Annotated in this window: 20 protein-coding genes; 6 read left to right on the plus strand and 14 right to left on the minus strand. The window is 75.5% G+C overall.

The features are described from left to right. Positions 1–84: 84 nt before the first annotated feature. Entirely contained in the window at positions 85–258 is a 174-nt protein-coding gene (locus EV188_RS31450) for a hypothetical protein (protein ID WP_166659784.1), read from the minus strand. Between the two features lie 257 nt (positions 259–515). Here EV188_RS31450 and EV188_RS08310 point away from each other — a divergent pair, with 257 nt between their 5' ends. Beyond that, positions 516–1424, plus strand: a complete 909-nt coding sequence (locus tag EV188_RS08310) for a hypothetical protein (protein ID WP_133825775.1) — start codon at positions 516–518, stop codon at positions 1422–1424. A 283-nt stretch (positions 1425–1707) separates the two neighbouring features. Next, the gene (locus EV188_RS08315) at positions 1708–3405 is read left to right on the plus strand and encodes an FAD-binding oxidoreductase (protein ID WP_341770747.1); all 1698 of its coding nucleotides are present in this window, start codon (positions 1708–1710) and stop codon (positions 3403–3405) included. A gap of 133 nt (positions 3406–3538) precedes the next feature. Here EV188_RS08315 and EV188_RS08320 read toward each other — a convergent pair whose 3' ends face one another. Continuing rightward, the gene (locus EV188_RS08320) at positions 3539–4063 is read right to left on the minus strand and encodes an OsmC family protein (RefSeq protein WP_133825776.1); all 525 of its coding nucleotides are present in this window, start codon (positions 4061–4063) and stop codon (positions 3539–3541) included. A gap of 32 nt (positions 4064–4095) precedes the next feature. Next, the gene (locus EV188_RS08325; RefSeq protein ID WP_208114071.1) at positions 4096–5478 is read right to left on the minus strand and encodes an MFS transporter; all 1383 of its coding nucleotides are present in this window, start codon (positions 5476–5478) and stop codon (positions 4096–4098) included. A 59-nt stretch (positions 5479–5537) separates the two neighbouring features. Between EV188_RS08325 and EV188_RS08330 the strand changes: the two genes are divergently transcribed. Beyond that, the gene (locus tag EV188_RS08330) at positions 5538–6074 is read left to right on the plus strand and encodes a winged helix-turn-helix transcriptional regulator (RefSeq protein ID WP_133825778.1); all 537 of its coding nucleotides are present in this window, start codon (positions 5538–5540) and stop codon (positions 6072–6074) included. Positions 6075–6144: 70 nt separating this feature from the next. On the opposite strand, the gene EV188_RS08335 is transcribed toward EV188_RS08330, so the two are convergent. Further along, positions 6145–6597: a carboxymuconolactone decarboxylase family protein gene (locus EV188_RS08335; protein ID WP_133825779.1), complete on the minus strand. Its 453-nt coding sequence runs from the start codon at positions 6595–6597 to the stop codon at positions 6145–6147. An 83-nt stretch (positions 6598–6680) separates the two neighbouring features. Here EV188_RS08335 and EV188_RS08340 point away from each other — a divergent pair, with 83 nt between their 5' ends. Continuing rightward, entirely contained in the window at positions 6681–7562 is an 882-nt protein-coding gene (locus tag EV188_RS08340; protein WP_133825780.1) for a sigma-70 family RNA polymerase sigma factor, read from the plus strand. 94 nt (positions 7563–7656) lie between these two features. On the opposite strand, the gene EV188_RS08345 is transcribed toward EV188_RS08340, so the two are convergent. From EV188_RS08345 to EV188_RS08375, 7 genes are all read right to left on the minus strand, one after another. Continuing rightward, positions 7657–8334, minus strand: a complete 678-nt coding sequence (locus EV188_RS08345; protein WP_133825781.1) for a MadR family response regulator transcription factor — start codon at positions 8332–8334, stop codon at positions 7657–7659. Continuing rightward, positions 8331–9743: a MadS family sensor histidine kinase gene (locus EV188_RS08350; protein WP_133825782.1), complete on the minus strand. Its 1413-nt coding sequence runs from the start codon at positions 9741–9743 to the stop codon at positions 8331–8333. Before EV188_RS08350 ends, EV188_RS08345 begins: the two co-directional genes overlap by 4 nt. Before the next feature lie 19 nt (positions 9744–9762). After that, a complete protein-coding gene (locus tag EV188_RS08355) occupies positions 9763–11067 on the minus strand; it encodes an iron-containing alcohol dehydrogenase (protein WP_133825783.1) in 1305 nt (434 codons plus the stop codon). A gap of 144 nt (positions 11068–11211) precedes the next feature. Next, positions 11212–11916, minus strand: a complete 705-nt coding sequence (locus EV188_RS08360) for a PIG-L family deacetylase (RefSeq protein ID WP_133825784.1) — start codon at positions 11914–11916, stop codon at positions 11212–11214. Next, entirely contained in the window at positions 11913–12215 is a 303-nt protein-coding gene (locus EV188_RS08365) for an AzlD domain-containing protein (RefSeq protein WP_133825785.1), read from the minus strand. The genes EV188_RS08360 and EV188_RS08365 overlap by 4 nt, the downstream gene beginning before the upstream one ends. Further along, on the minus strand, positions 12212–12916 hold the full coding sequence (locus EV188_RS08370) for an AzlC family ABC transporter permease (RefSeq protein ID WP_133825786.1): 705 nt from the start codon (positions 12914–12916) through the stop codon (positions 12212–12214). The genes EV188_RS08365 and EV188_RS08370 overlap by 4 nt, the downstream gene beginning before the upstream one ends. A gap of 102 nt (positions 12917–13018) precedes the next feature. Beyond that, entirely contained in the window at positions 13019–15655 is a 2637-nt protein-coding gene (locus EV188_RS08375) for an ATP-binding protein (RefSeq protein ID WP_133825787.1), read from the minus strand. A 153-nt stretch (positions 15656–15808) separates the two neighbouring features. Here EV188_RS08375 and EV188_RS08380 point away from each other — a divergent pair, with 153 nt between their 5' ends. After that, entirely contained in the window at positions 15809–16642 is an 834-nt protein-coding gene (locus EV188_RS08380; protein WP_133825788.1) for a class I SAM-dependent methyltransferase, read from the plus strand. Here EV188_RS08380 and EV188_RS08385 read toward each other — a convergent pair. The 3 genes from EV188_RS08385 to EV188_RS08395 are packed head-to-tail and all read right to left on the minus strand — an operon-like array spanning position 16639 to position 19914. Then, the gene (locus tag EV188_RS08385; RefSeq protein ID WP_133825789.1) at positions 16639–17805 is read right to left on the minus strand and encodes an XdhC family protein; all 1167 of its coding nucleotides are present in this window, start codon (positions 17803–17805) and stop codon (positions 16639–16641) included. The genes EV188_RS08380 and EV188_RS08385 overlap by 4 nt on opposite strands. After that, positions 17798–19027 carry a vWA domain-containing protein gene (locus EV188_RS08390; RefSeq protein WP_133825790.1) on the minus strand — a complete coding sequence of 410 codons (1230 nt, stop codon included), beginning with the start codon at positions 19025–19027 and terminating at the stop codon, positions 17798–17800. The genes EV188_RS08385 and EV188_RS08390 overlap by 8 nt, the downstream gene beginning before the upstream one ends. Continuing rightward, a complete protein-coding gene (locus EV188_RS08395) occupies positions 19024–19914 on the minus strand; it encodes an AAA family ATPase (protein WP_208114072.1) in 891 nt (296 codons plus the stop codon). The genes EV188_RS08390 and EV188_RS08395 overlap by 4 nt, the downstream gene beginning before the upstream one ends. A 513-nt stretch (positions 19915–20427) precedes the next feature. On the opposite strand from EV188_RS08395, the gene EV188_RS32930 reads away from it, so the two are divergent. Beyond that, the gene (locus EV188_RS32930; protein ID WP_133825792.1) at positions 20428–21063 is read left to right on the plus strand and encodes a LysM peptidoglycan-binding domain-containing protein; all 636 of its coding nucleotides are present in this window, start codon (positions 20428–20430) and stop codon (positions 21061–21063) included. Positions 21064–21077: the final 14 nt, after the last annotated feature.

Raw genomic sequence — 21077 nt, forward strand, 5'->3', positions numbered from 1 at the left:
CCACCTCCGTGTCTCGAGCCGTCCCCGTACGGCCGACTGACCACTCTGCCGCCCCGGCTCCCGGAACGGATCTCGCTGTTCGGATCAGTTCCCCCGGCGGACGTCCGAACCGTGATGACCCCTTCGGCCCAGCGCCGCACCGCCGATCAGAGCGGCGAGCACGACGCTGACCAGCAGAAATCCTTGATCGCGGAGGTCCGGGAGTGCGACGCCGAGCATGATGACCACGAACGGGTACGCGACGGCGGCGACGGCCACGCGGTGTTCGCTCCACGGTCTCGAGCGCGTGCCGGCGCACGGGGACGGCTCCACGCGGGCCCACTGTAGTGGGCGGCTCGACCACCCTTCGCACACACCGGCCCTTCTCGACGGCCCCGGGCATCGTCGCAGCGCACGGGTCGTCCGTCGCCGGTCGATCGCATCTGGCACGCTGTCCGGTCGACAACGTGTGATGGCTTCGTATACAGCGCGTGACGCCGCCGGAGGCGACGCGTGGCGGGGCCGGGAGGTGCACCGTGACGCGAGCCCGGGGGCCCGCGGGCCACGAGCCGGACGGCACCGGTGGGATGCGCGCGCCCGGCGCCCGCCCGGCGGGCCCGCCCGCCGACGACGCCGAGACGGCCGCGCTGCCCGTGGTGCCTCCGGCCGGGCTCGCCGGCCCGGTCGACGCCGGCCGCCCCTCCCCCGCCGTGCCGGAGGTGCCGGCGATCGCCGACATCGCCGCGCCCGGCCGCCCGGACGTCGACGCCGTCGTCGCCCCCGAGGCGCCGGCGGCCCGCCGCCGACCCCGCCCCTCGCGGCACATGCGCGCCCGGGCCGACGAGATGGCCCGGATGCTCTCGCGTGCGGCGCCCGCGGGCGCCCGCCGGCGCGGGCTGTCGTCGGTGCCCGCCGCGGCCGCCGTGATGGCCGCCGTCGCGGTCGGGGGCGTCGGGATCGCGCTGGGGCTCGACGCCCAGCGCACCGGCGCCGAGATCGCGCTCCCCGGTGTGCCGAACGTGCCCGCCGACCAGACGCCGGTCCCGGAGACCCCGGAGCACACCCTCCCGACCGTCGACACCGGCGTCGTCGAGGCGCTCGACCCGGACGAGGGCCGGGCCCCGGAGCCGTCGTCGGTCGCCGCGTCGGCCCGCCGGGCCCCGGCGCCGGCCGCCCCGCCGCGCGCCACCACCCCGACCTCGCGCCACCGGCCGACGTCCACGACGGCGCGGTCGACCACGCCCGACCGCTCGACCACGACCACCTCGCGCACGCCGCGGTCGACGACGCCGAGCCCGACCCCGCGCGCGGACGCGGGGACGAACGGCGGCGCCCCCGAGGGCGCGGCCGTCGGGAGCCGCGGGCTCGGGGACCTCGACAGCGACGCCCCGGACCCGTCATCGTCGTCGTCGCCCCTGGACGGCGGGACCACCACCGCCGAGTGAGGCCCGTCCGGCGACCCCCGCCCGGACCGTCGACCAGGGCGTGGAGATCGACCACGGGGAACGGTCGTCGTGCGACGTCGGATGACGCGGCCGTTCGGCCGTGTCACCCGATGGGTGCGACCTCGGGCTCCGCTCACCGGGCGTGGACCTACGCTGACCGCACGGATACACGTCGGGGCGGCGCGGAGCACGACCGGGAGTAGCGTCCCCAGGTCGAGGACAACCGCTAGGGTGGCGCGACGCCGGGGGAGATCAGTCATCCGGGACGAGGAGTCGACCAGACGTGACCGCAGCGAGGGACGATCGCTCCCTGGCCGGGGGACCGCTCGGCCGGTCCCACGCCCCGGGCGACCGGTACGGCCGTGACGACGCGCACACCGCCGACGCCCGGTACGGCACCCGGTCCGAGCCCGACGGCTACGAGACGTCCTCGGCCGCACTCTCCCGCCCCCTCGGCGGTGGTCGAACGAACGGCCCCGACGAGCCCGACAGCTCCGTCTTCGACATCGCGGACGACCGTCGCGACGGGCAGTACCGCCCGTCCCCGCCCACCGCACCCGGGCACGACCGCACGGGTTCCTACCGCTCCGCGTCCGAGGGGAGCTCGATGACCTACCCGCCCGGGCCGCACGGTCCGCCGTCCGGTGGCCGATCCCCCTACCCGGGATCCGCACCGGCCGCCGCACCGCCGGCGCCGTTCTCCGGCGGCCGCCACTCGGGCTCGTCCTCGGGATCGTCCGGGCCGTTCGGCCCGATCCCGACCGCGCCCCCACCGCCGCCCCCGCCGCAGGCCGAGCCGACGACCTCCTTCACCCCCGACGGCGTCGGCCTGCCCGCCCCCCGCGAGGCGTCGGGCTCCAACGACGTCAACCAGATGGTGTCGTTGATCCGCTCCAGCTGGAACGCGGTCGCGCACCGCTCCGACGAGCTGGGCAGCCTCTTCTACGGGTGGCTCTTCCGCATCGCGCCGGAGACCCGAGACCTGTTCCCCGTGACGATGGAGCTGCAGCGCACGCGCCTGCTGCGGGCTCTCGTCCACGTGGTGCAGATGGTCGACCGGCCCGACGAGCTCTCGGTCTTCCTGCGCCAGCTCGGCCGCGACCACCGGAAGTTCGGGGTCATCGGCGAGCACTACGACAAGGTCGGCGAGGCGCTGCTCGGGGCGATCCGCGAGACCGCGGGCCCGGACGTGTGGACCTACGAGATCGAGGACGCCTGGACGGGCGCCTACGACCTGGTCGCGCAGATCATGCGCGAGGCGGCCGACGCCGAGCGCGGCCCCGCGGTCTGGATGGGCCGCGTCATGGAGCACCGGCGGATCTCCCAGGACCTCGCGGTGGTCCGGGTGCAGACCAGCCAGCCGGTGCCCTACGTCGCCGGCCAGTACGTCAGCGTCGAGACCCCGCAGCGTCCGCGCATGTGGCGCTCGATGTCGCCGGCCAACGCCCCGGGTCCCGACTGCGTGCTCGAGTTCCACGTCCGCACGGTGCCGGGCGGCTGGGTCAGCCGCGCGATCGTGTCGCACGCCCGCGTCGGCGACGTGTGGCGCATCGGCCCGCCCATGGGCCAGATGACGCTCGACCCGCGCTCGCGCTCCGACCTGCTCATGGTCGCCGGCGGCACCGGCCTCGCGCCGGCCCGATCGATCATCGAGCAGCTCATCGTCGAGGGCACCGACCGCAAGGTCGCGCTGTTCGTCGGCGGCCGCACCTGGAGCGACCTCTACGACATCGAGGCCCTCCGGCGCAGCGCGCAGGAGAACCCCTGGCTGTCGGTCATCCCGGTGGTCGAGGACGACGGCCGGCAGCACGGCGCCGAGACGGGGACGGTCGGGGAAGTCGTCGCCCGCTACGGCGCCTGGGCCGACCGCGAGATCACCGTCAGCGGCTCGCCGCCCATGGTGCGGGCGACCGTGAACGCGCTGCTCGACGCGGGCACGCCGTTCCTCAACATCCACTACGACCCGTACCACACGGACTGAGCCGTCCGGGCGAGTGCTGTCGCCCGGACGCCTCGCCGCGTGAGAAACGAACGGCGCTTTCGCTGCTTCGGAAGCAGCGAAAGCGCCGTTCGTTCGTTCCGGGGCGGGCCCCGTCAGGCCCCGTCAGGCCCCGTCAGGCGGTGGCGGCCTGGCGCGGGGTCATCTCGACCGAGAGCTCCGGCGGCTTGGCCAGCGTCTGGAACACGACGCAGTACCGCTCGGTGAGCTTGTGCAGCGTGGCGAGGGTGTCGGCGTCGGCGTCCGTGTCGAGGTCGAAGCGCAGGCGGACCTCGCGGAACCCGACCGGCGCGTCCTTGGCGACGCCCAGGGTGCCGCGGAAGTCGAGGTCCCCCTCGGCGTGCACGTTGCCGCCGCGGATCTCGACGCCCATCGACGTCGACACCGCGCGCAGGGTGACGCCCGCGCAGGCGACGAGCGCCTCGAGGAGCATGTCGCCCGAGCACAGCTGGGTGCCGTCACCGCCGGTGGCGGGGTGCAGGCCGGCCTCGACCAGCGCCTGCGAGGTCTGCACACGGCACGCGATGCCGGAGCCGTCGACGTCCCCGTCGGCCTTGAGCGTGACGACGGCCGACTCGGGGTCCTCCTTGTACTGCGACTTGAGCGGGCCCTGGGTCTCGGCGAGCTTCGACTTGTCCATGTCCCCGATCCTCCCCCGGACGTGGCGCTGCGTCATCCGGTCGTCACCGGTGTGCGCACCCGGCGGGGCCGGCAGGCGGCGACCGCACCCGCGCCGACCAGCGAGAACGCGACGAGCAGCGGCAGCGCGTCGTTCCAGCCGGCGACGAGGCCGGCCGGTCCCCCGCCGAGCGACGGACGGGTCGCGACGACGGCGATGACGGTCGTGCCGATCGCCGAGCCGACGTAGCGCGCGGTGTTGTTGGCGCCGCCGCCCATCGCGCCGCGACCCGGCGGCACGCTCGCCACCGCCTCGCGTCCCAGGGCGGCGTTGACGATCCCGCTGGCGGCGCCGGCCACCACGAGCGCCGGCACCAGCGACAGCGGCGTGCTGTCCGGCGCGAGCCCGAGCAGCAGCACCTGGCCGAGCGCGACGACGAGCAGCCCGCCGGCGAGCAGCAGGCGCCCGGACCACCCCGCGGGCAGGCGCCGCGCGAGCAGCGCCGTCACCACGCTCGTGCCCGACCACGCGAGCAGCAGCAGCGCGCCGACCACCGCGGTGCTGCCGAGCCCGCGCTCGACGACGGTGGGCAGGAAGGAGGTCGTCGAGATGATGCCCATGCCGGTGGCGAGCGCCCCGACCGTCGCGGCGACGAAGGCGGGCGAGCGGAACAGGGCCATGTCGAGCATCGGGGCGGCGCGCCGGCGCTCGAGGACGACGAACAGCGCGAGGAGCACCACGCCCGCCGCGAGCAGGGCGAGCACGCCGGGGCGGGCGAAGCCGGCGCGCCCCTCGACGAGGCCGGCCAGCAGGGCCCCGAGGCCGGCGGCGAGCACGAGGACGCCGGGCAGGTCGATCGGCCGCGGGGTCTCGGCGCGCGACTCGGGCACCGTGCGGTGGGTGACGACCGCGAGGACGACGGCGCCGGCCGCGGCCGCCCAGTAGGCGCCGGTCCAGCCGACGACGCGGTCGAGGCCCGCCGCGAGGAACGGGCCGGCGGCGATGCCGGCGCCGAGGCTCGCGCCCCAGACGCTGCTGGCGGTGCGGGCCTCGGGGGTGCCGGCCGGGAACGCGTGACCGAGCAGGCCCTGGGAGCACGCGACCAGCGCCGCCGCGCCGAGTCCCTGCAGGATGCGCGCGATCACCAGCACGAGGGCGTTCGGGGCGAGCGCGCCGAGCACGGACGACACCGCGAGGACGCCCGCGCCGAGGACGAGGACGCGGCGCCGGCCGAGGTCGTCGCCCAGCGCGCCGACCGAGAGCAGGGCGACGCCGAGCCCGATGCTCATCGAGCTGAGGATCCAGGCCTGGGCCTCGGGGCCGGCGCCGAGCGCGGACGCCGTCGAGGGCAGCGTCGCGAGCGGGGTCGTGAAGGCCACGAGCGCGAGGAACGTGGCGGTGCCGGCGATGGCGAGGGTGGCGCGGGGCGAGCTCACGGGGTCGGACGCTAGCAGGTTCGGTTCGTTGATTGAACCGAACTGCTAGGCTGGTCACCGTGCCGCTGGGGCAGAACTACGACCGACAGGACTGCGCGCTCGCCCGCGCCCTCGAGATCGTGGGCGAGCGCTGGACCCTGCTCGTGCTGCGCGACTGCTTCTTCGGCGTCCGCCGCTTCGCCGACCTGCGCGCGCACCTCGACATCCCGCGGGCCGTGCTGTCCGACCGGCTCGCGACCCTCGTCGACGCGGGCCTGCTCGCGCGGCGCAACTACGCGCCGGGTCGCGACGAGTACGTCCTCACCGACACGGGGCTCGACCTGTGGCCCGCCGTGTACTCGCTGGCGCGCTTCGGCGACCGCCACCTCGTCGGGCCTGGCGGCGGACGGCGCCGGTTCCGGCACGCCGACTGCCCGGAGGGCGGTGCGGAGCTCGCCGCCGGCGCCGTCTGCCCCGCGTGCGGGACGCTGCCGGCGCCGTCGTCGCTGGAGACGTACCTGCTCGTGCCCGCGGCCGACACCGACCGTCCGGTGCGCGACGACGCCGTCAGCGTCGCCCTGCGCCGCCCCCACCGCCTGCTGGCGCCGCTGCCGTGAGGGGCCTGCGGCCCACGTGAGTGGAATGGGTCGCCCTGGCGACCCATTCCACTCACGTGGCCGGCGGCCATCACCAGGCGCCGACCGGGCGGCGGATGGCGACGTTGGCGTGGTTGAACAGGTTCGTCAGGGCGATCTGCGCGACGAGCCCGGCCAGCGCGGTCTCGTCGAAGTGCCGCGCCGCCTCGTCCCAGACCTCGTCGGACACGGCCTCGAGGCGGTCGCTGATCCGGGTCGCCGCCTCCGCCAGCCCGAGGGCGGCCCGCTCGGCGTCGGTGAAGCCCGGGGCCTCGCGCCACACGACGAGCATGGCCAGCCGGTCCTCGGACTCGCCGTTCTTGCGCACCGTCTTCGTGCCCGAGTCCACGCAGAAGGCGCACCCGTTGATCTGGCTGACCCGCAGGTGCACGAGCTCGCGGATGCCGTCCGAGAGGCCGGTGGCCTGGATCGTGCCGATCATCGACCCGACGGCCTCGCCGAAGCCGGGCAGCGCGCGGGTGAAGTGCTCGAGTCGTCCGGTCATGGCAATCTCCTGATCCGTGGTCACATCGACCGGTCCTCGCCGGTCCCATCAGTGAGACCCCCGAGGACCCAGGGATGTGACCGATGGACGACAACGAGCTCGCCGCGACCTTCGAGACCCACCGCCCGCACCTGCGCGCCGTGACGCTGCGGCTGCTCGGCAGCTCCGCCGAGGCCGACGACGCGGTGCAGGAGACGTGGCTGCGCCTGGCGCGCACCGACACCAGCGAGGTGGAGAACCTCCGCGCCTGGCTGACCACCGTCGCGAGCCGCGTCGCGCTGTCGATGCTGCGCACGCGCGGCACCCGGGCCGAGTCCCCGATCGACGACGCCCCGGACGCCGTCGACCTCGAGCCGAACCCCGAGGCCCGGGCGGCGCAGGCGGACGCGCTCGGCGGCGCGCTGCTCGTCGTCCTCGAGCGCCTCGAGCCCGCCGAGCGCCTGGCGTTCGTGCTGCACGACCTGTTCGCGGTCCCGTTCGACGAGATCGCCACCGTCGTCGAGCGCAGCCCCGCGGCGGCCCGCCAGCTCGCGAGCCGGGCGCGCCGGCGCGTGCGCGGCGGGTCGGACACCGCCGAGGCCGACCCCGCCCGGCGCCGCGAGGTCGTCGAGGCCTTCCTGACCGCGGCGCGCGAGGGCGACTTCGCCGGGCTGCTCAGCGTGCTCGACCCCGACGTGGAGCTGCGCGCCGACCGCGTCGCCGTCGCCGCGGCCGAGGCCAACCGCGGGCGCGCCCCCGAGCTCGCCGAGAGCGTGCACGGCGCCGAAGCCGTCGCGCGCGTGTTCAGCGGACGCGCCCGCGCCGCGCAGCCGGCCCTGCTCGACGGCGTGCCCGGTGCGGTGTTCGCCCCCGGCGGGACGGTCTACTCGGCGTTCGACATCGTGATCGTCGACGGGCGCATCGTGGCCATCGAGATGATCGCCGACCCCGAGGTGCTCGCCGGGCTGGACGTCGAGCTGGGCTGATTCGGCGTGTCGCGCCGGCGAGGATGTGGCGTTTCTGGCTTCAGACGCCAGCGATGCCGCATCGCTCGCACGGGGACGTGCGCGTCGGGTCGGGCTAGATCAGGCCCATCTTCGAGGCGGCGTAGACGGCTTCGGCGCGGCGGGTGACGTCGAGCTTGCGCATGAGGTTGCCGACGTGGAACTTCACGGTCGTCTCGGAGATGAAGAGCTCGCGGCCGATGGTGCGGTTCGACATGCCGCGGGCGAGCAGGCGCAGGACGTCGAGCTCGCGGCCGGTGAGCGGGTCGCCGTGGGGCTGCTGGCCGTTGAGCGAGCGCACCACGGCCGCCGCGGAGCGCGAGTCGAACGCGGACTCGCCGCGCGACACCGCCCGGATCGCGGAGGTCAGCTCGGTGGTGTCGACGTCCTTGACGACGTAGCCACGCGCGCCGGCGTGGACGGCCTCGACGACGAGGCGGTCGTCGAGGAACGTCGTCAGCACGAGCACGCCGACACCGGGGTGCGCTTGGGTCAGCTGGCGGCACAGCTGCAGGCCCTCGGAGTCGGAGCTGGTCGAGAGCTTGAGGTCGAGCAGCACGATCGTCGGGCGCTGGTGGGCGACGACGGCGAGCGCCTCGGCCGCGCTGGACGCCTCGCCGACGATCGCGAACTGCGGCTCGCGCTCGAGCACGGAACGCAGGCCCTGCCGGACGATGGCGTGGTCGTCGACGAGGACGATGCGCACCTCCCCGCGCTTGGCGGTGGTGCGTGCGGGCACGCGGATCTCGGTCATGACCTGCTCCTGGCTTCCTCGGACGTCAGTGAGGACTCGGTGGGCGCCGCCGGGCCGGGGCAGGCGCCCAGCGGCACCCCGACCTCGACCCGGATGCCGCCCTGGGGTGCGCGACGGATGCGCAGGGTGCCGCCGATCTCGCGGGCCCGCTCGGCCATGTTGACCAGGCCGCGGTGGGAGCCGTCGAGGTCGCCGGCGGCGGCGACACGCAGCGAGCGGCGCACGTGCTCGGGGTCGCCGGTGCCGTCGTCGGACACCGAGAGCACCAGGCGGTCCTTGCGGTAGGCGAGGCGGACGACGGCGACGCTGCCCTCGGCGTGCACCGCGGCGTTGAACAGCGCCTCGCCGGCCACCCGGAACAGCGAGCGCTCGGCCGCCGACGACAGCGCCACCGGGCGGCCCTCGATCCGCACCTCGACGCGCAGGTCCGAGGGCATGTGGACCGTCGAGAGCTCCTCGAGCATGGCCGGCAGGCTCTGGGGCCCGCGGTCGCCGGAGTGGTTCAGCGCGTAGATCGCGCTGCGCAGCTGCTCGACGGCGCGCCGGGTGAGCGCCTTGGCGGTCTCGAGGCGGCCGCGCTGGCGCTCGTCGCGGATCTCCGAGCGCACGACCTCGATCTGCATGCCGGCCGAGAGCGCGTACTGGGTGACCGAGTCGTGCAGCTCGCGCGCGATGCGGTGGCGCTCGGAGTCGAGGACCTCGCGCTGGCGGGCCACGGTGAGCGCGTCGCGGGTGCGCTGGAGCTGGTCGTTGCGCGCGGCGAGGTCCTCGGCGTGCCTGCTGGCCTCGCCGTAGAGGCGCATCGTGCGCTGGTGCAGCGCGGAGTTCTGCAGCGCCGCCGCCGTCTGGCCGGCGAGGACGCGCAGCACCGAGGCGTCGGTGGCGTCGATGGCCCGCTCGGCGCCGGTCCAGGCGACGATCTCGCCGACGACGTCGCCGTCGAGGTGCACCGGGACGTGCAGGTGGTGGGGGTCGTGCTCCATGTCGGAGCCGTCGGCACCGGAGCCGCTCGAGGTCCGGGCCCCGCCGTCCTCGTGACGGTGCCCCTCCCCGGAGCGCACGGCGCTCAGGTGGGCGGTGACCCAGGCGGGCAGCTCCGGGTCCGCGGCGTCGACCTCCTCGCCCGCCGGGCCCAGCACCAGGTGGCGCGGCGCGGCCTCGGGCAGCGCGCCGTCGGCGAGGGCGAACACCACCCAGTCGGCGGTGAGGTGGTCGGCGGCCGCCTCGGCGACCGAGCGCACGAGCGTGCCCGGGCCCTCGGTGGTGCGCACCAGCGCGCGGGAGATCCGGTCGAGGGCGTGGATGACCCGCCGCAGCCGCTCGGCCGAGGCGAGGTACTCGATGTAGAAGGACGGCTTGCCCGACCGGATGCCGGTGAGCTGGTCCAGATCGTGGTGGTCGACGCTCATGGAGAGGTCCTGCGGGGCACTACAGCGCCGCCCGGAACAACGTCTCGATGTCGGCCTGGTCGGCCTCGCGCGGGTTGGTCGACAGGCACGCGTCGGCGAGCGTCATGCGCGAGAGCACCGGGACGTCGTCGGCCGTCACGCCGATCTCGCCGAGGCCCTTCGGCACCCCGAGCTCGTCGGCGATCCGCCGCACCTCCGCCGCCGCCCACTCCGCGGCCTCGGCCGCGCCGGCCGTCGAGTCGGGCGCGATCCGGCCGGGCAGGCCCAGCGCCTGGGCGATCGGCACGAACCGGTGCGGGTCGGGCTCGGCGTTGAAGCGGATGACGTGCGGCAGCAGCACGCCGTTGATGACGCCGTGCGGCAGGTCGAGCAGCCCGCCCACCTGGTGGCTCATCGCGTGGGCCGCGCCGAGGATCGCGTTGGTGAACGCCAGCCCGGCCTCGAGCGCCGCCTGCGCCATGCAGGTGCGCGCGGACTCCTCGGCCGGGTGGTCCATCGTGCGCTCGAGGTGCTCCCCGACCAGCGCGATCGCCTGCAGCGCGTGGTGGTCGGTGAGCGGGTTGTGGGCGCGCGAGACGTAGGCCTCGATGCCGTGGGTGAGCGCGTCGAGACCCGTGGCGGCGTTCAGCCAGTCGGGCATCGTGGTGAGCAGGTGGGGGTCGACGATCGACATGTCCGGTACCAGCGCGCGGCCCAGGATCGTGATCTTGGTGTTGCGCGCGGTGTCGGTGACGATGCAGAACTGCGAGACGTCGGCGCCCGTGCCCGACGTCGACGGCACCATGACCATCGGCGGGATGGGCAGCGCCATCCGGTCGACGCCCTCGTAGTCGGTGATGAGCCCGCCGTTGCCGGCCAGCAGCGCGATGCCCTTGGCCGCGTCGATCACCGAGCCGCCACCGAGCGCGACGATGACGTCGCACCGCTGCTCGCGGTAGACGACGTGGCCCGCCGCGATCTCGTGGTCCTTGGGGTTGGGCGTGACGCCGTCCCACACCGTGGGCCGCAGGCCGGCCTCCGCGAGGTGGGCGCACAGCTGGGTGGGCCAGCCGGCGGCGCACAGCCCCGGGTCGGTGACGAGCATCGGGCGGCGCGCACCGAGGCGCACGGCCGCGTGGGCCGCCTCGGACAGCGATCCCGGGCCGAAGAGGATCTCCGGGACGTGGAACTTGGCGAGGCGGGGGGTGGGGGTGCTCGACCGCGTGGCCGACCGTTCGGCCGGGCTCCGCTGGGGGGCGACGGTGGCACCGTTCACCGGCTCCTGGGAGCGCCGATGGGCGATGACCGACTCCCCGGCACGGGTCACGCTGTCGACGAGGACCACGCTGCCCCCTCTCTGCCGACCGGCCGAATGGCCGACCCGCACGACGATGTAGCCCACGTTACAGAGAGACAGCGGGCGACGGCAGGGTGACGCCGAGGTTGCCCGGACACGCGATCGGTGCAGGTCGCGACCCACGTCACACCCTCAGGCGGCCGCCACCGCGACGGGGCGATCGACGAGGAACGCCTCTTCCGCCCACCAGCGCCGGAAGGTCGCGATCCCGACACCGTCGACCAGACGGCGGGTCTGGCTGTCCTGCGCCAGCATCGCCTCGATCTTCCGGTCCAGCCGGTCGCCCTCGAGCCGCAGGTGCAGGCCCGGGTCGACGTCGTCGGCGGGGTCGTCCATGAAGACGCCGAACGCGTCGTTGACCGCGGCGAACCGGCGGGTGAAGCCGGGCGCGAGGACCGCGCGCAGCAGCTCGGCCTCCGGCGCGACCGCGTTGCGCGCCCGGGTGGTCCAGCGCCCGACCGCGCGGTGGTCCGCGTGACCGGTGACGCCGTCGGGCCCGAAGGTGACGATCGTGTCCGGGCGGACCTCCTCGATGACCGTGGCGATCGCCCGCGCCGCGAGCGGCTCGGCGGCCGTCGTGCACGCTCCGTCGCCGTAGCCGAGGAAGCGGTGCTCGTCCACGCCCAGCACGGCCAGCGCGGCCTCGAGCTCGCGCTCGCGCAGCCGGCCGAGGCGCTCGGGCGGCCAGCGGCCGGGGTCGTCGGTGCCCTGCTCGCCGCGGGTGGCGGTGACGAGGACGACGCGGTCGCCGCGCTCGCGGGCCGCGAGGATCAGGCCGGAGGACAGGAAGGTCTCGTCGTCGGGGTGGGCCCAGACGCCGAGCAGGGTGCCGGTCACGACAGGACCTCCACGACGATCGCGACCGCGACGGCGGCCAGGACGGGCAGGGCGGGGTTGCGGAAGCGCCACGCGACGAGGCCGGCGGCCGCGAGCGCGAGGTGCGTCGGACCGGGCACGACCAGCGCGAGCGGGCCGGCGTGACCGACGAGCGCGGTCACGATCAGGCCGGCGAGGGCGGCCGGGGCGAGGTGGGGCAGGCCCCGGCGCAGCACGGCGGGCAGCCGGTGGGCGGGGACGAGGGTGATGAGGACCGTGCGCAGACCGTGGGTCGCGACGGCCGCGAAGAACAGGGTCATGACGCGCTCCGGTCGGTGAGGGTGGTGACGAGGACGCCGGTGACGATGGCGGCGAGCAGGCCGAGACCGTGGGGCAGCGTCGCGGCGACGGCGGCCACGACGCCCGCGACCGCGGCCGCCCGGCGCCCGGTGCGCTGCTTGAGCTGCGGCACGAGCATCGCGAGGAACATCGCGGGGGCGGCGACCGTGAGCGCCGCCGAGGCGGGCAGGACGGGGGCGAGCAGCGCGCCCGCCGCGGTCATGGCGATCCACGCGAGGGCGAGCCCGCCGCCGCCGACGAGCCAGTACCGGCGGAACGCCGCGGGGTCGGCCAGCGCGTCGAGGCGCCGCGACACCATCGCGTAGGTGGGGTCGACGACGAAGTGCGGCGCGAGCCAGCGGAACCAGGTCGGCTGGTCGCGGAAGTGCGGCTCGAGTGCCGCCGAGTAGAGCAGGAAGCGGGCGTTGACGACGGCGACGGTGGCGATCACCGCGCCCGACGCCGCGCCGCCGGCGAGCAGGGTCAGCGCGGTCATCTGCGCGCTGCCGCCGAGCAGCAGCACCGAGGACAGCACCGCGGTGCCGCCGCCGGCCGCCGAGCGGGCGCCGGTGACGCCGATCAGGAGGGCGAACGGGACGAGCCCGAGGGCGACCGGCGCCAGGTCACGCACGGCCGTCCGGACCTCGCCGCCGCGAAAAGTGTGACGCTCGGTGATGGACATGGGAGGACCATGCCGCCGGGAGCGGGCCCCCTACATCGGTGCCCTCTCCCCATGTTGCTCTGCGTGGCCACCCACGCCGGGGGTCGAGGACCGCCCAGATATCTAGGTCCGTTGCGCGAGCCGGCGCTCCGGGACGACACCCAGGGCGCGCGCGGCCGCGGCGGCCTCGCGCCGGGTGGGCACGTCGAGCTTGGCGAGGATCGCCGAGACGTGGTGGTCGGCGGTCTTCTCGGAGATGTAGAGCCGCGCGGCGATGCCCGCGTTCGTCAGGCCCTCGGCGAGCAGGCGCAGGACGTCGACCTGCCGCGCGGTGAGCCCGGCGGGGTTGGTGCGCGTGGTGGTCCGCGGCCGGGCGGGCACGCCGGTGACGCCGCGTCCGCGCAGGTCGCGGCGGACCTTGGCGGCGACGGCGTCGGCGCCGAGCCGGTCGAGCACCTCGAGCGCGGCGAACACCTCGGCCGCCTCGCCGGTGTCGACGAGCGCGAGGGCCCGGTCGTAGGGCGACGCGAGCTCCGCCCACCGCTGCGCGGCCGCGGCGGGGTCGCCGTCGAGCAGCAGGCGGTACGGGGAGTCGGGCGGCAGCTCCGGGGCGGGGACGTCGTGGCCGAGGCGCCGGAGCCAGACCGCGAGCTCCGCGGCGGACCACTCGGTGCCGGGGCGCGTGCCGATCTCCGCGTAGCGCTCGAGGACGTCGGCGAGCCGGGGGTCGGGCTCGCCCGTCACCCAGCAGCGCTCGGCCAGCGCGGACGCGGCGGGCAGCAGGCGCAACGGCTCGCCGAAGCGCACCGCGATGTCCCAGCCGCGCTCCAGGTGCGCGTCGGCCTCGGGGTCGCCGCGGCGCAGCGCGACCACGCCGAGCACCAGCGAGGGCCAGGTGTGGGTGAGCAGCGACCCGCTGTCGGCGAGCACCCCGCGGGCGTCGTGGACGGCCTCGTCCCAGGCACCGCGCATCCCGCGCAGGCGCGCCCGCACCCCGCGCTGCCAGTGCTCGCAGATGGGGTACTCCCACTGCACGGTCAGCGGCAGGCTCCGGTCGAGCACCTTCTCCGCCGCGTCGAGGCGCCGCTGCTCGACGTCGAGGTTGGCGAGCTGGGTCCAGCAGGTGGAGTGCTCGACCTTGACGTCGTCGCCGACCGCCTCGAGGGCGTCCAGGAGCCGGCCCCGCGCCGAGCCGTCCCCGTCGAGGATCCCGCTGACGGTGTCGAGCAGCATCAGCCGGACCCCGAGGGCGTCGTCCGCCCCGCCCGCCGCGACGGCGCCCGCGGCGCGGTCGTGCAGCTCGCGGGCGGCGACGAGGTCGTTGTCCTGGATCGCCAGGAACCCGCGGACCGCCAGCGCGTGACCGAGGAGTCCGGCGGCCCGGCTGCCCGGCGCGGCACGCGGCCCGAGGACGTCGATCGCGGTCGTCGCGTGCTCGATCGCCCGGGCGCGGTCGCCGTGGTACCACTCGAACGAGGCGAGCGACCGGTGCCCGGCGCCCACGCCGTCGAGGTCGCCCTCAGCCCGGTGCCAGCCGATCGCGCGGTGGCTGGCGGCGATCGCCTCCTCGAGGCGGTTGGTGAGGAAGAGCTCGTGCGCGAGCAGCTCGCAGAGCCCCGCCTTCGCGCCCAGCGCGTCGGCCGGCGCGTGCTCCAGCGCGGTGGTGAAGAAACGGGCGCCCTCGGTGTGCGCGCCCGACGCCGCGGCGACGCGACCCGCCCGCGCCGCGTACCGGAACACGCGCCCGTCGTCGCCCGCGGCCAGCGCGTGGTGGGCGAGGACGGCCGGGTCGGGGTCGGCGAGCGTCTCGAGGGCGTCGACCATGCGCCGGTGCAGCGCGATCTCGCCGCCGGGCGGGATCGCCCCGGCGACCGCGAGCCGGCAGATGTCGTGGCGGTAGGTGATGCCCCGGCGGTCGCGGCCGATGAGCCCCGCCGAGTCGAGCGTGCGCAGCGGCCCGATCCCCGCGCCCAGCGCGGGCAGCAGCGTGTCCGGGACGGGGCCGGGGGCGCACGCGAGGAGGTCGGCGAGGTCGCGCGCCTCCGCGTCGAGACCCGCCGTGCGGGCGAGGACCGCGTCGCGCACCGACACCGGCAGGTCGCCCCCGCCGTCGACGACGCCGCCCTGGCTGACCACCTCGGTGACGAAGAACGAGTTGCCCTGCGTGAGCCGGTGCAGGTCACCGGGGTCGATCGCACGCCCGCCGACCAATGCGGTCACGGCCGCGACCGACAGCGGGCCGAGTTCCAGGCGGGTCGCGGCCGGGGTGCGCGCGACGTCGCCGAGCAGGGCGCGCAGCGCCGGCTGCGGGTCGGGCTCGTCGGCCCGGTAGGTGGCGAGCACGAGCGAGCGCGTGCCCGCGACGCGGCGCAGCAGGAAGCGCAGCAGGTCGATCGTGGCCTCGTCGGCCCACTGCAGGTCGTCGACGACGAGGAGCCGCGGGCGGGCGCAGAGCGCGTCGAGCAGCGCCCGGTGGATCTCGTGGGGCGGGGCGCCGGCGTGGAGCAGGCCGGCGACGGGGTCGCCGAGGTCGGCGGCGACGTCGTGGAGCGGGCCGAGCGGCCGGGGCACGCCCAGCGGGTCGCAGACGCCCCACAGGACGTCACCCGCGTCGAGGTCGCCGGCGAACTGCCGCGCCAGCGAGGTCTTGCCGATGCCCGACTCGCCGGCGAGCAGGACGACCGAGCCCGCGCCGGAGCGCGCCTCCTGCCAGGCGCGCGCGAGGAGGCGCTGCTCGTCCTCGCGCTCGAGCAGGTCCACCCCGGTGACCCTACGTGATCAATACCACCCACGGAATGTCCCGAACGGCCTAGTCGTCCCGAGAAACGTAGGGAGGTCCTCCCGATGACCGGCGCTCTCGGTGAGCGGACCGTTCACGTCGACAGCGACACGGACAGACCGCGGGAGAACCCCATGACCGACACGACCATCACCGCCACCGACGCCGACCGCGCACTCAAGGCCCGCCACCGCACCATGTGGGGCCTCGGCGACTACCCCGACGTGGCCGACCGGCTCATCGCCGAGCTCGGCCCGCGGCTCGTCACCGCCGCCGGCATCCGCCCCGGGGAGCGCGTCCTGGACATCGCCGCGGGCACCGGGAACGTCGCCGTCCCCGCCGCGCTCGCCGGCGCGGACGTCGTCGCCTCCGACCTCACCCCGGAGCTGTTCGTCGCCGGCCGCGAGTTCGCGGCGCGCCAGGGCGTCGCGCTGCGCTGGGAGGAGGGCGACGCCGAGGCGCTGCCCTACGAGGACGACTCGTTCGACGTCGCGACCTCGTGCGTGGGCATCATGTTCGCGCCCCACCACCAGACCTCCGCCGACGAGCTCGTCCGCGTCGTGCGGCCCGGCGGGCGGATCGCGCTCATCAGCTGGACGCCCGAGGGGTTCGTCGGCGACCTGTTCAAGACCATGAAGCCCTACGCCCCGCCGCCCCCGCCGGGTGCGCAGCCGCCGCCGCTGTGGGGCGACGACGAGCACGTCCGCGCGCTGCTCGGCGACCGCGTCGCCGACGTCGAGACGACGCGGCAGACCGTGCGGGTCTCGGCGTTCGGGTCGCCCGAGGCCTTCCGGACCTACTGGAAGGTGACCTACGGGCCGACGATCGTGGCGTACCGCAACGTCGCCGACGACGCCGAGCGCACCGCCGCGCTCGACGCCGACATCGCGGGCGTCGCACAGCGCCACGACCGCGGCGACGGGTCGATGGACTGGGAGTACCTGCTGCTGACCGCCCGGGTCGTCTAGCTGGTCTGCACCAGCGAGGCCGCCGACACGGCGGGCTCGACGTTGGACTCGGTGTGGATGGGGCCCTCGCGATCCGAGAGCGGGGTGCCCCGTCCGCCCCACTGCTGGGCGATCATCTCGGCGGCGATCGACACCGCGGTCTCCTCCGGGGTGCGGGCGCCGAGGTCGAGGCCGATGGGGCTCGACATCCGGGCCAGCTCGGCCTCGGTGACCCCGGCCTCGATCAGCCGCTCCTGGCGGTCGAGGTGGGTGCGCCGGGACCCCATCGCCCCGATGTAGCCGATCTCGGGCAGGCGCAGCGCCACCTCGAGCAGCGGCACGTCGAACTTGGGGTCGTGGGTCAGGACGGCCAGGGAGGTGCGCGAGTCGATGCGCCCCGCCTCGGCCTCCTTGGCGAGGTAGCGGTGCGGCCACTCGACGACGACCTCGTGCGCCTCGGGGAAGCGGCTCGACGTCGCGAACACCGGGCGGGCGTCGCAGACGGTGACCCGCATGCCGAGGAACGTGCCCATCCGCGCGACGGCGGCGGCGAAGTCGATGGCCCCGAAGACGATGAGCCGCGGCGGCGGCGCGAAGGACTCGACGAAGACCTGCAGGCCCTCGCCGCGGCGCTCGCCGTCGGTGCCGTAGGACACGAGCGCCGACCGGCCGGCGGCGAGCAGGCCGCGGACGTCGTCGCGCAGCGCGTCGTCGAGGCGGGCCGAGCCCGTGCTGCCCTCGACCTCCTCGGGCCACACCACCAGCCGGCGCCCGATGCGGTCCGCGGGCCCCGAGACGACGGTGGCGACGGCGACCGAGCGGTGCTCGCGGACGGCCGCGGCGATGGCGCCGAGCTGCGGGAACGACTCGCGGTCGACCTTCTCGACGTAGACGTCGAGGATGCCGCCGCAGGTCAGGCCGACGGCGAACGCGTCGTCGTCGGAGACGCCGTAGCGCTGCAGGGTCGCCTCGTCGGTGCCCTCGAGGATCCCGGAGCCGAGCTCGTAGACCGCGCCCTCGACGCAGCCGCCCGACACGCTCCCGACGGCCTGCCCGTCGTCGCCGACGAGCATCGACGCGCCCGGCTGGCGCGGGGCGGACCGGAACGTCCCGACCACCGTGGCCAGCGCCGTCGGACGACCCGAGTCCCACCAGGACTCCAGGGTCGGCAGCACGTCACGCATCCCGCAGCACCTCCAGCAGTTCGGCCAGCGTCGTCAGGGAGTGACCCGCCAACAACCGGTCAACGTGCGGCAGGGCCGCCGCGATTCCCCCCTGCACGGGGGCGTAGCCGCTCTTGCCCGCGTGCGGGTTCACCCAGACCACCTTGTGGGCCAGGCGCCGCAGCCGCGCCGACTGCTCGCCGAGCAGCTCGGCGCCCCCGCGCTCCCAGCCGTCGGAGAACACGACGACGACCGCGCGCCGCGCGACGCCGCGCTGGCCCCAGCGGTCGAGGAACGCGCGCAGCACCTCGCCGAGCCGCGTGCCGCCCGACCAGTCGGGGATGGCGCGCCCGGCGTCGGCGAGCGCGCGCTCCGGGTCGCGCTGGCGCAGCTCGCGCGTCACCCGGGTCAGGCGCGTGCCGAGCGTGAACGTCTCGACCGCCGTCGGCGTGCGCCGGGTGACGACGTGGGCGAAGCGCAGCAGCGTGTCCGCGTACGGGCTCATGGAGCCGGACACGTCGATGAGCAGCACGACCCGGCGGGGGCGCTCGCGGCGGGCCCGCCGGCGCAGGTCACCGATCTCGCCGCCGTTGGCCAGCGCCGCGCGCAGCGTGCGCCGGGGGTCGGGCTCGCCCCGCCGGGCCGGCCGGCGGCGGCGGGCCCGCCGCTTCGGGGGCGCGGGGCGCAGCAGCGCGAGGAGCTGCTTGAGGTGCTCGCGCTCGCCGATCGAGAGCTCGGCGATGTCGCGGTCGCGCAGGACCTCCTCGCCGGAGGCGGCGACCCGCAGCTCCGGGGTCTCCTCCTCGTCGCCGTCCCCGGTGCCCGGCGGCGGCTCGGTGAGCGCGGCCATCGTCGAGACGCGGGGCTTCGGCTGGGACGGGCGCCCCATCCGCTGGTCACGCGGGTCGGACGAGAACCACGCGGCGAACGCGTGGTCGTAGCGCACGACGTCGTCGGGGTCGGCGCAGAGCGTCAGGCGGCCCGCCCAGTAGGTGGCGACCTCGCTGGTCAGGTCGGACAGGCGCAGCGCCTGCAGGTAGGCGGCGACGCGGTCGGTCGTGACCGGGACGCCGGCCCCGCGGACGAGGCGGGTGAAGGCGACGAAGTCCTCGAGGACCTCGTCGGCCCCCGGCGGGTCGGCGGGGCCGCGGAGGTCGTCGACGACGCCGGCGGCCAGCACCGCGCCGGCGTGGGGGCGGGGAGCCGGCGTGTCGCTGCTCCCGCCCGTGTCCCCGGCGGTCATGAGGCGAGCAGGGCGTCCAGCTTGTCGCGCGCCCGGTCCGCGTCCTCGCGGTACTTCAGCACCGCGCCCAGCGTGGCCGTGGCCGACGCGAGGTCGAGGTGGCGGGCGCCGACCAGCTGCAGCGCCTGGGCCCAGTCGATCGACTCGGCGACGCCCGGCGGCTTGAGCAGGTCGAGCCCGCGCAGCCCGTGCACGGCCTGCGCGACCTGCTCGGCGAGCGCCTCGGGCAGGTCGGGCAGGCGCCGGCGCAGGATCGCGGTCTCGCGGGCGAGGTCGGGGTGCTCGAGCCAGAGGTAGAGGCAGCGGCGCTTGAGGGCGTCGTGGACCTCGCGCGTGCGGTTCGAGGTGAGGACGACGAGCGGGGGCGTCTCGGCCTTGACCACGCCGATCTCGGGGATGGTCACCGAGTTCTCCGCGAGGACCTCGAGGAGGAAGGCCTCGAACTCGTCGTCGGCGCGGTCGACCTCGTCGACGAGCAGCACGCACGGCGCGTCCTGCAGCGCCTGGAGCACCGGGCGCGCGAGGAGGAACCGGCGGTCGTAGAGGGAGGACTCGACGGCGTCGACGTCGAGCTCGGTGTGCGACGCGCTCGCCGACGCCTCGAGCGCGCGCAGGTGCAGCAGCTGGCGCGGGAAGTCCCAGTCGTAGAGGGCCTGCGAGGCGTCGATGCCCTCGTGGCACTGCAGGCGCACGAGCGGCAGCCCGAGGGACTCCGACAGCGCCTGGGCGAGCGCCGTCTTCCCCGTCCCGGGCTCGCCCTCGCAGAAGAGGGGGCGACCCATGCGCAGCGCCAGGAACGCCGCCGACGCGAGGCCCTCGTCGGCGAGGTAACCGGTGCCGTCGAGGGCGCGCGCCAGATCGTCCGGGCTGGTGGGTTCGGTGGTCACGCTCACCGCACCAGCATGTCCTAGCGCCCGCGGGGTAGCCACCGGACCGCCTCACTCCTGAGACCCGATGGGCCGAACGGCCGTGTCAGGACGGTGAGGCCACGCACAGATCGGATCTGTGACGCGCCGGTGGCAACCGCTTGCGTGGGAGATCGACTCCCGTCTGGAGCAGGAGATCTGCCCGCGTCCTGATCACGGAAGCGTCACGGGACGGTGACAGCGGTCGCATGAGCCCGGGTTGAAACGCGTTGTGTGCTCCGTACCGTTCGCTGTCGGCTCCCCGCAGCACGCACCGGACCGGTGTGTCGGGGGCCTGATACCCCCGGGATCGCCGCGCCGTCGCTCGTCCAGCGGTCCCGGGTGATGACCCGACACGAAAGTTGCGGACCGGACGGGCGTGAGGACTGCAGGCCCCGGGTGCCCCTGCGCACCCACGGGCGGTGAGGCCGCGTGGAACCGGCCGTCGACCCGCTCGCGAGGCCCTGCCCGCGCGGCGCGGTACGGAGAGAGGTCATGGCTCGGAATACCGATGAGTCGCTGGCGCGCGCCCTCGGACGGCGCGCGGCCCAGTTCGCACTGGTGGGCGCGGTCGCCGCGGCCCCGATGGCCCTGACCACGGGGCTCGCTTCGGCCGACACGGACTGGGACGAGCTGGCCCAGTGCGAGAGCAGCGGCGACTGGAGCACGAACACCGGCAACGGCTTCGGTGGCGGCCTCCAGTTCACCGACTCCACCTGGCGCGCCTTCGGCGGCTCGGGTCAGCCCGAGGACGCCAGCCGCGAGGAGCAGATCCAGGTCGCCGAGCGCGTGAAGGCCGAGCAGGGCATGAACGCCTGGCCGTCGTGCTCCAAGAAGACCGGCAACACCGACAGCTCGGCCAACACGGAGTCCGACTCCGGCTCGAGCTCCTCGGACTCGGACGACTCCGACTCCTCGGACTCCGAGGGCATCCGGTCCTCCGCCCCGGCCGAGAAGCCGGCCCAGCCGGCCGCCCCGGCCGCCGCCGGCGCCGCGCACACCGTCGCGGCGGGCGACACCCTGAGCTCGATCGCCGCCGCCAACGGCGTCTCCTGGCAGTCCGTCGCCGAGCGCAACGGCCTGGCGAACCCGGACACCCTCAGCGTCGGGCAGCAGCTCGCCCTGCGCTGATCCGCGTACCGCGC

This window comes from Actinomycetospora succinea (assembly GCF_004363095.1).
GTDB classification, from domain to species: domain Bacteria; phylum Actinomycetota; class Actinomycetes; order Mycobacteriales; family Pseudonocardiaceae; genus Actinomycetospora; species Actinomycetospora succinea.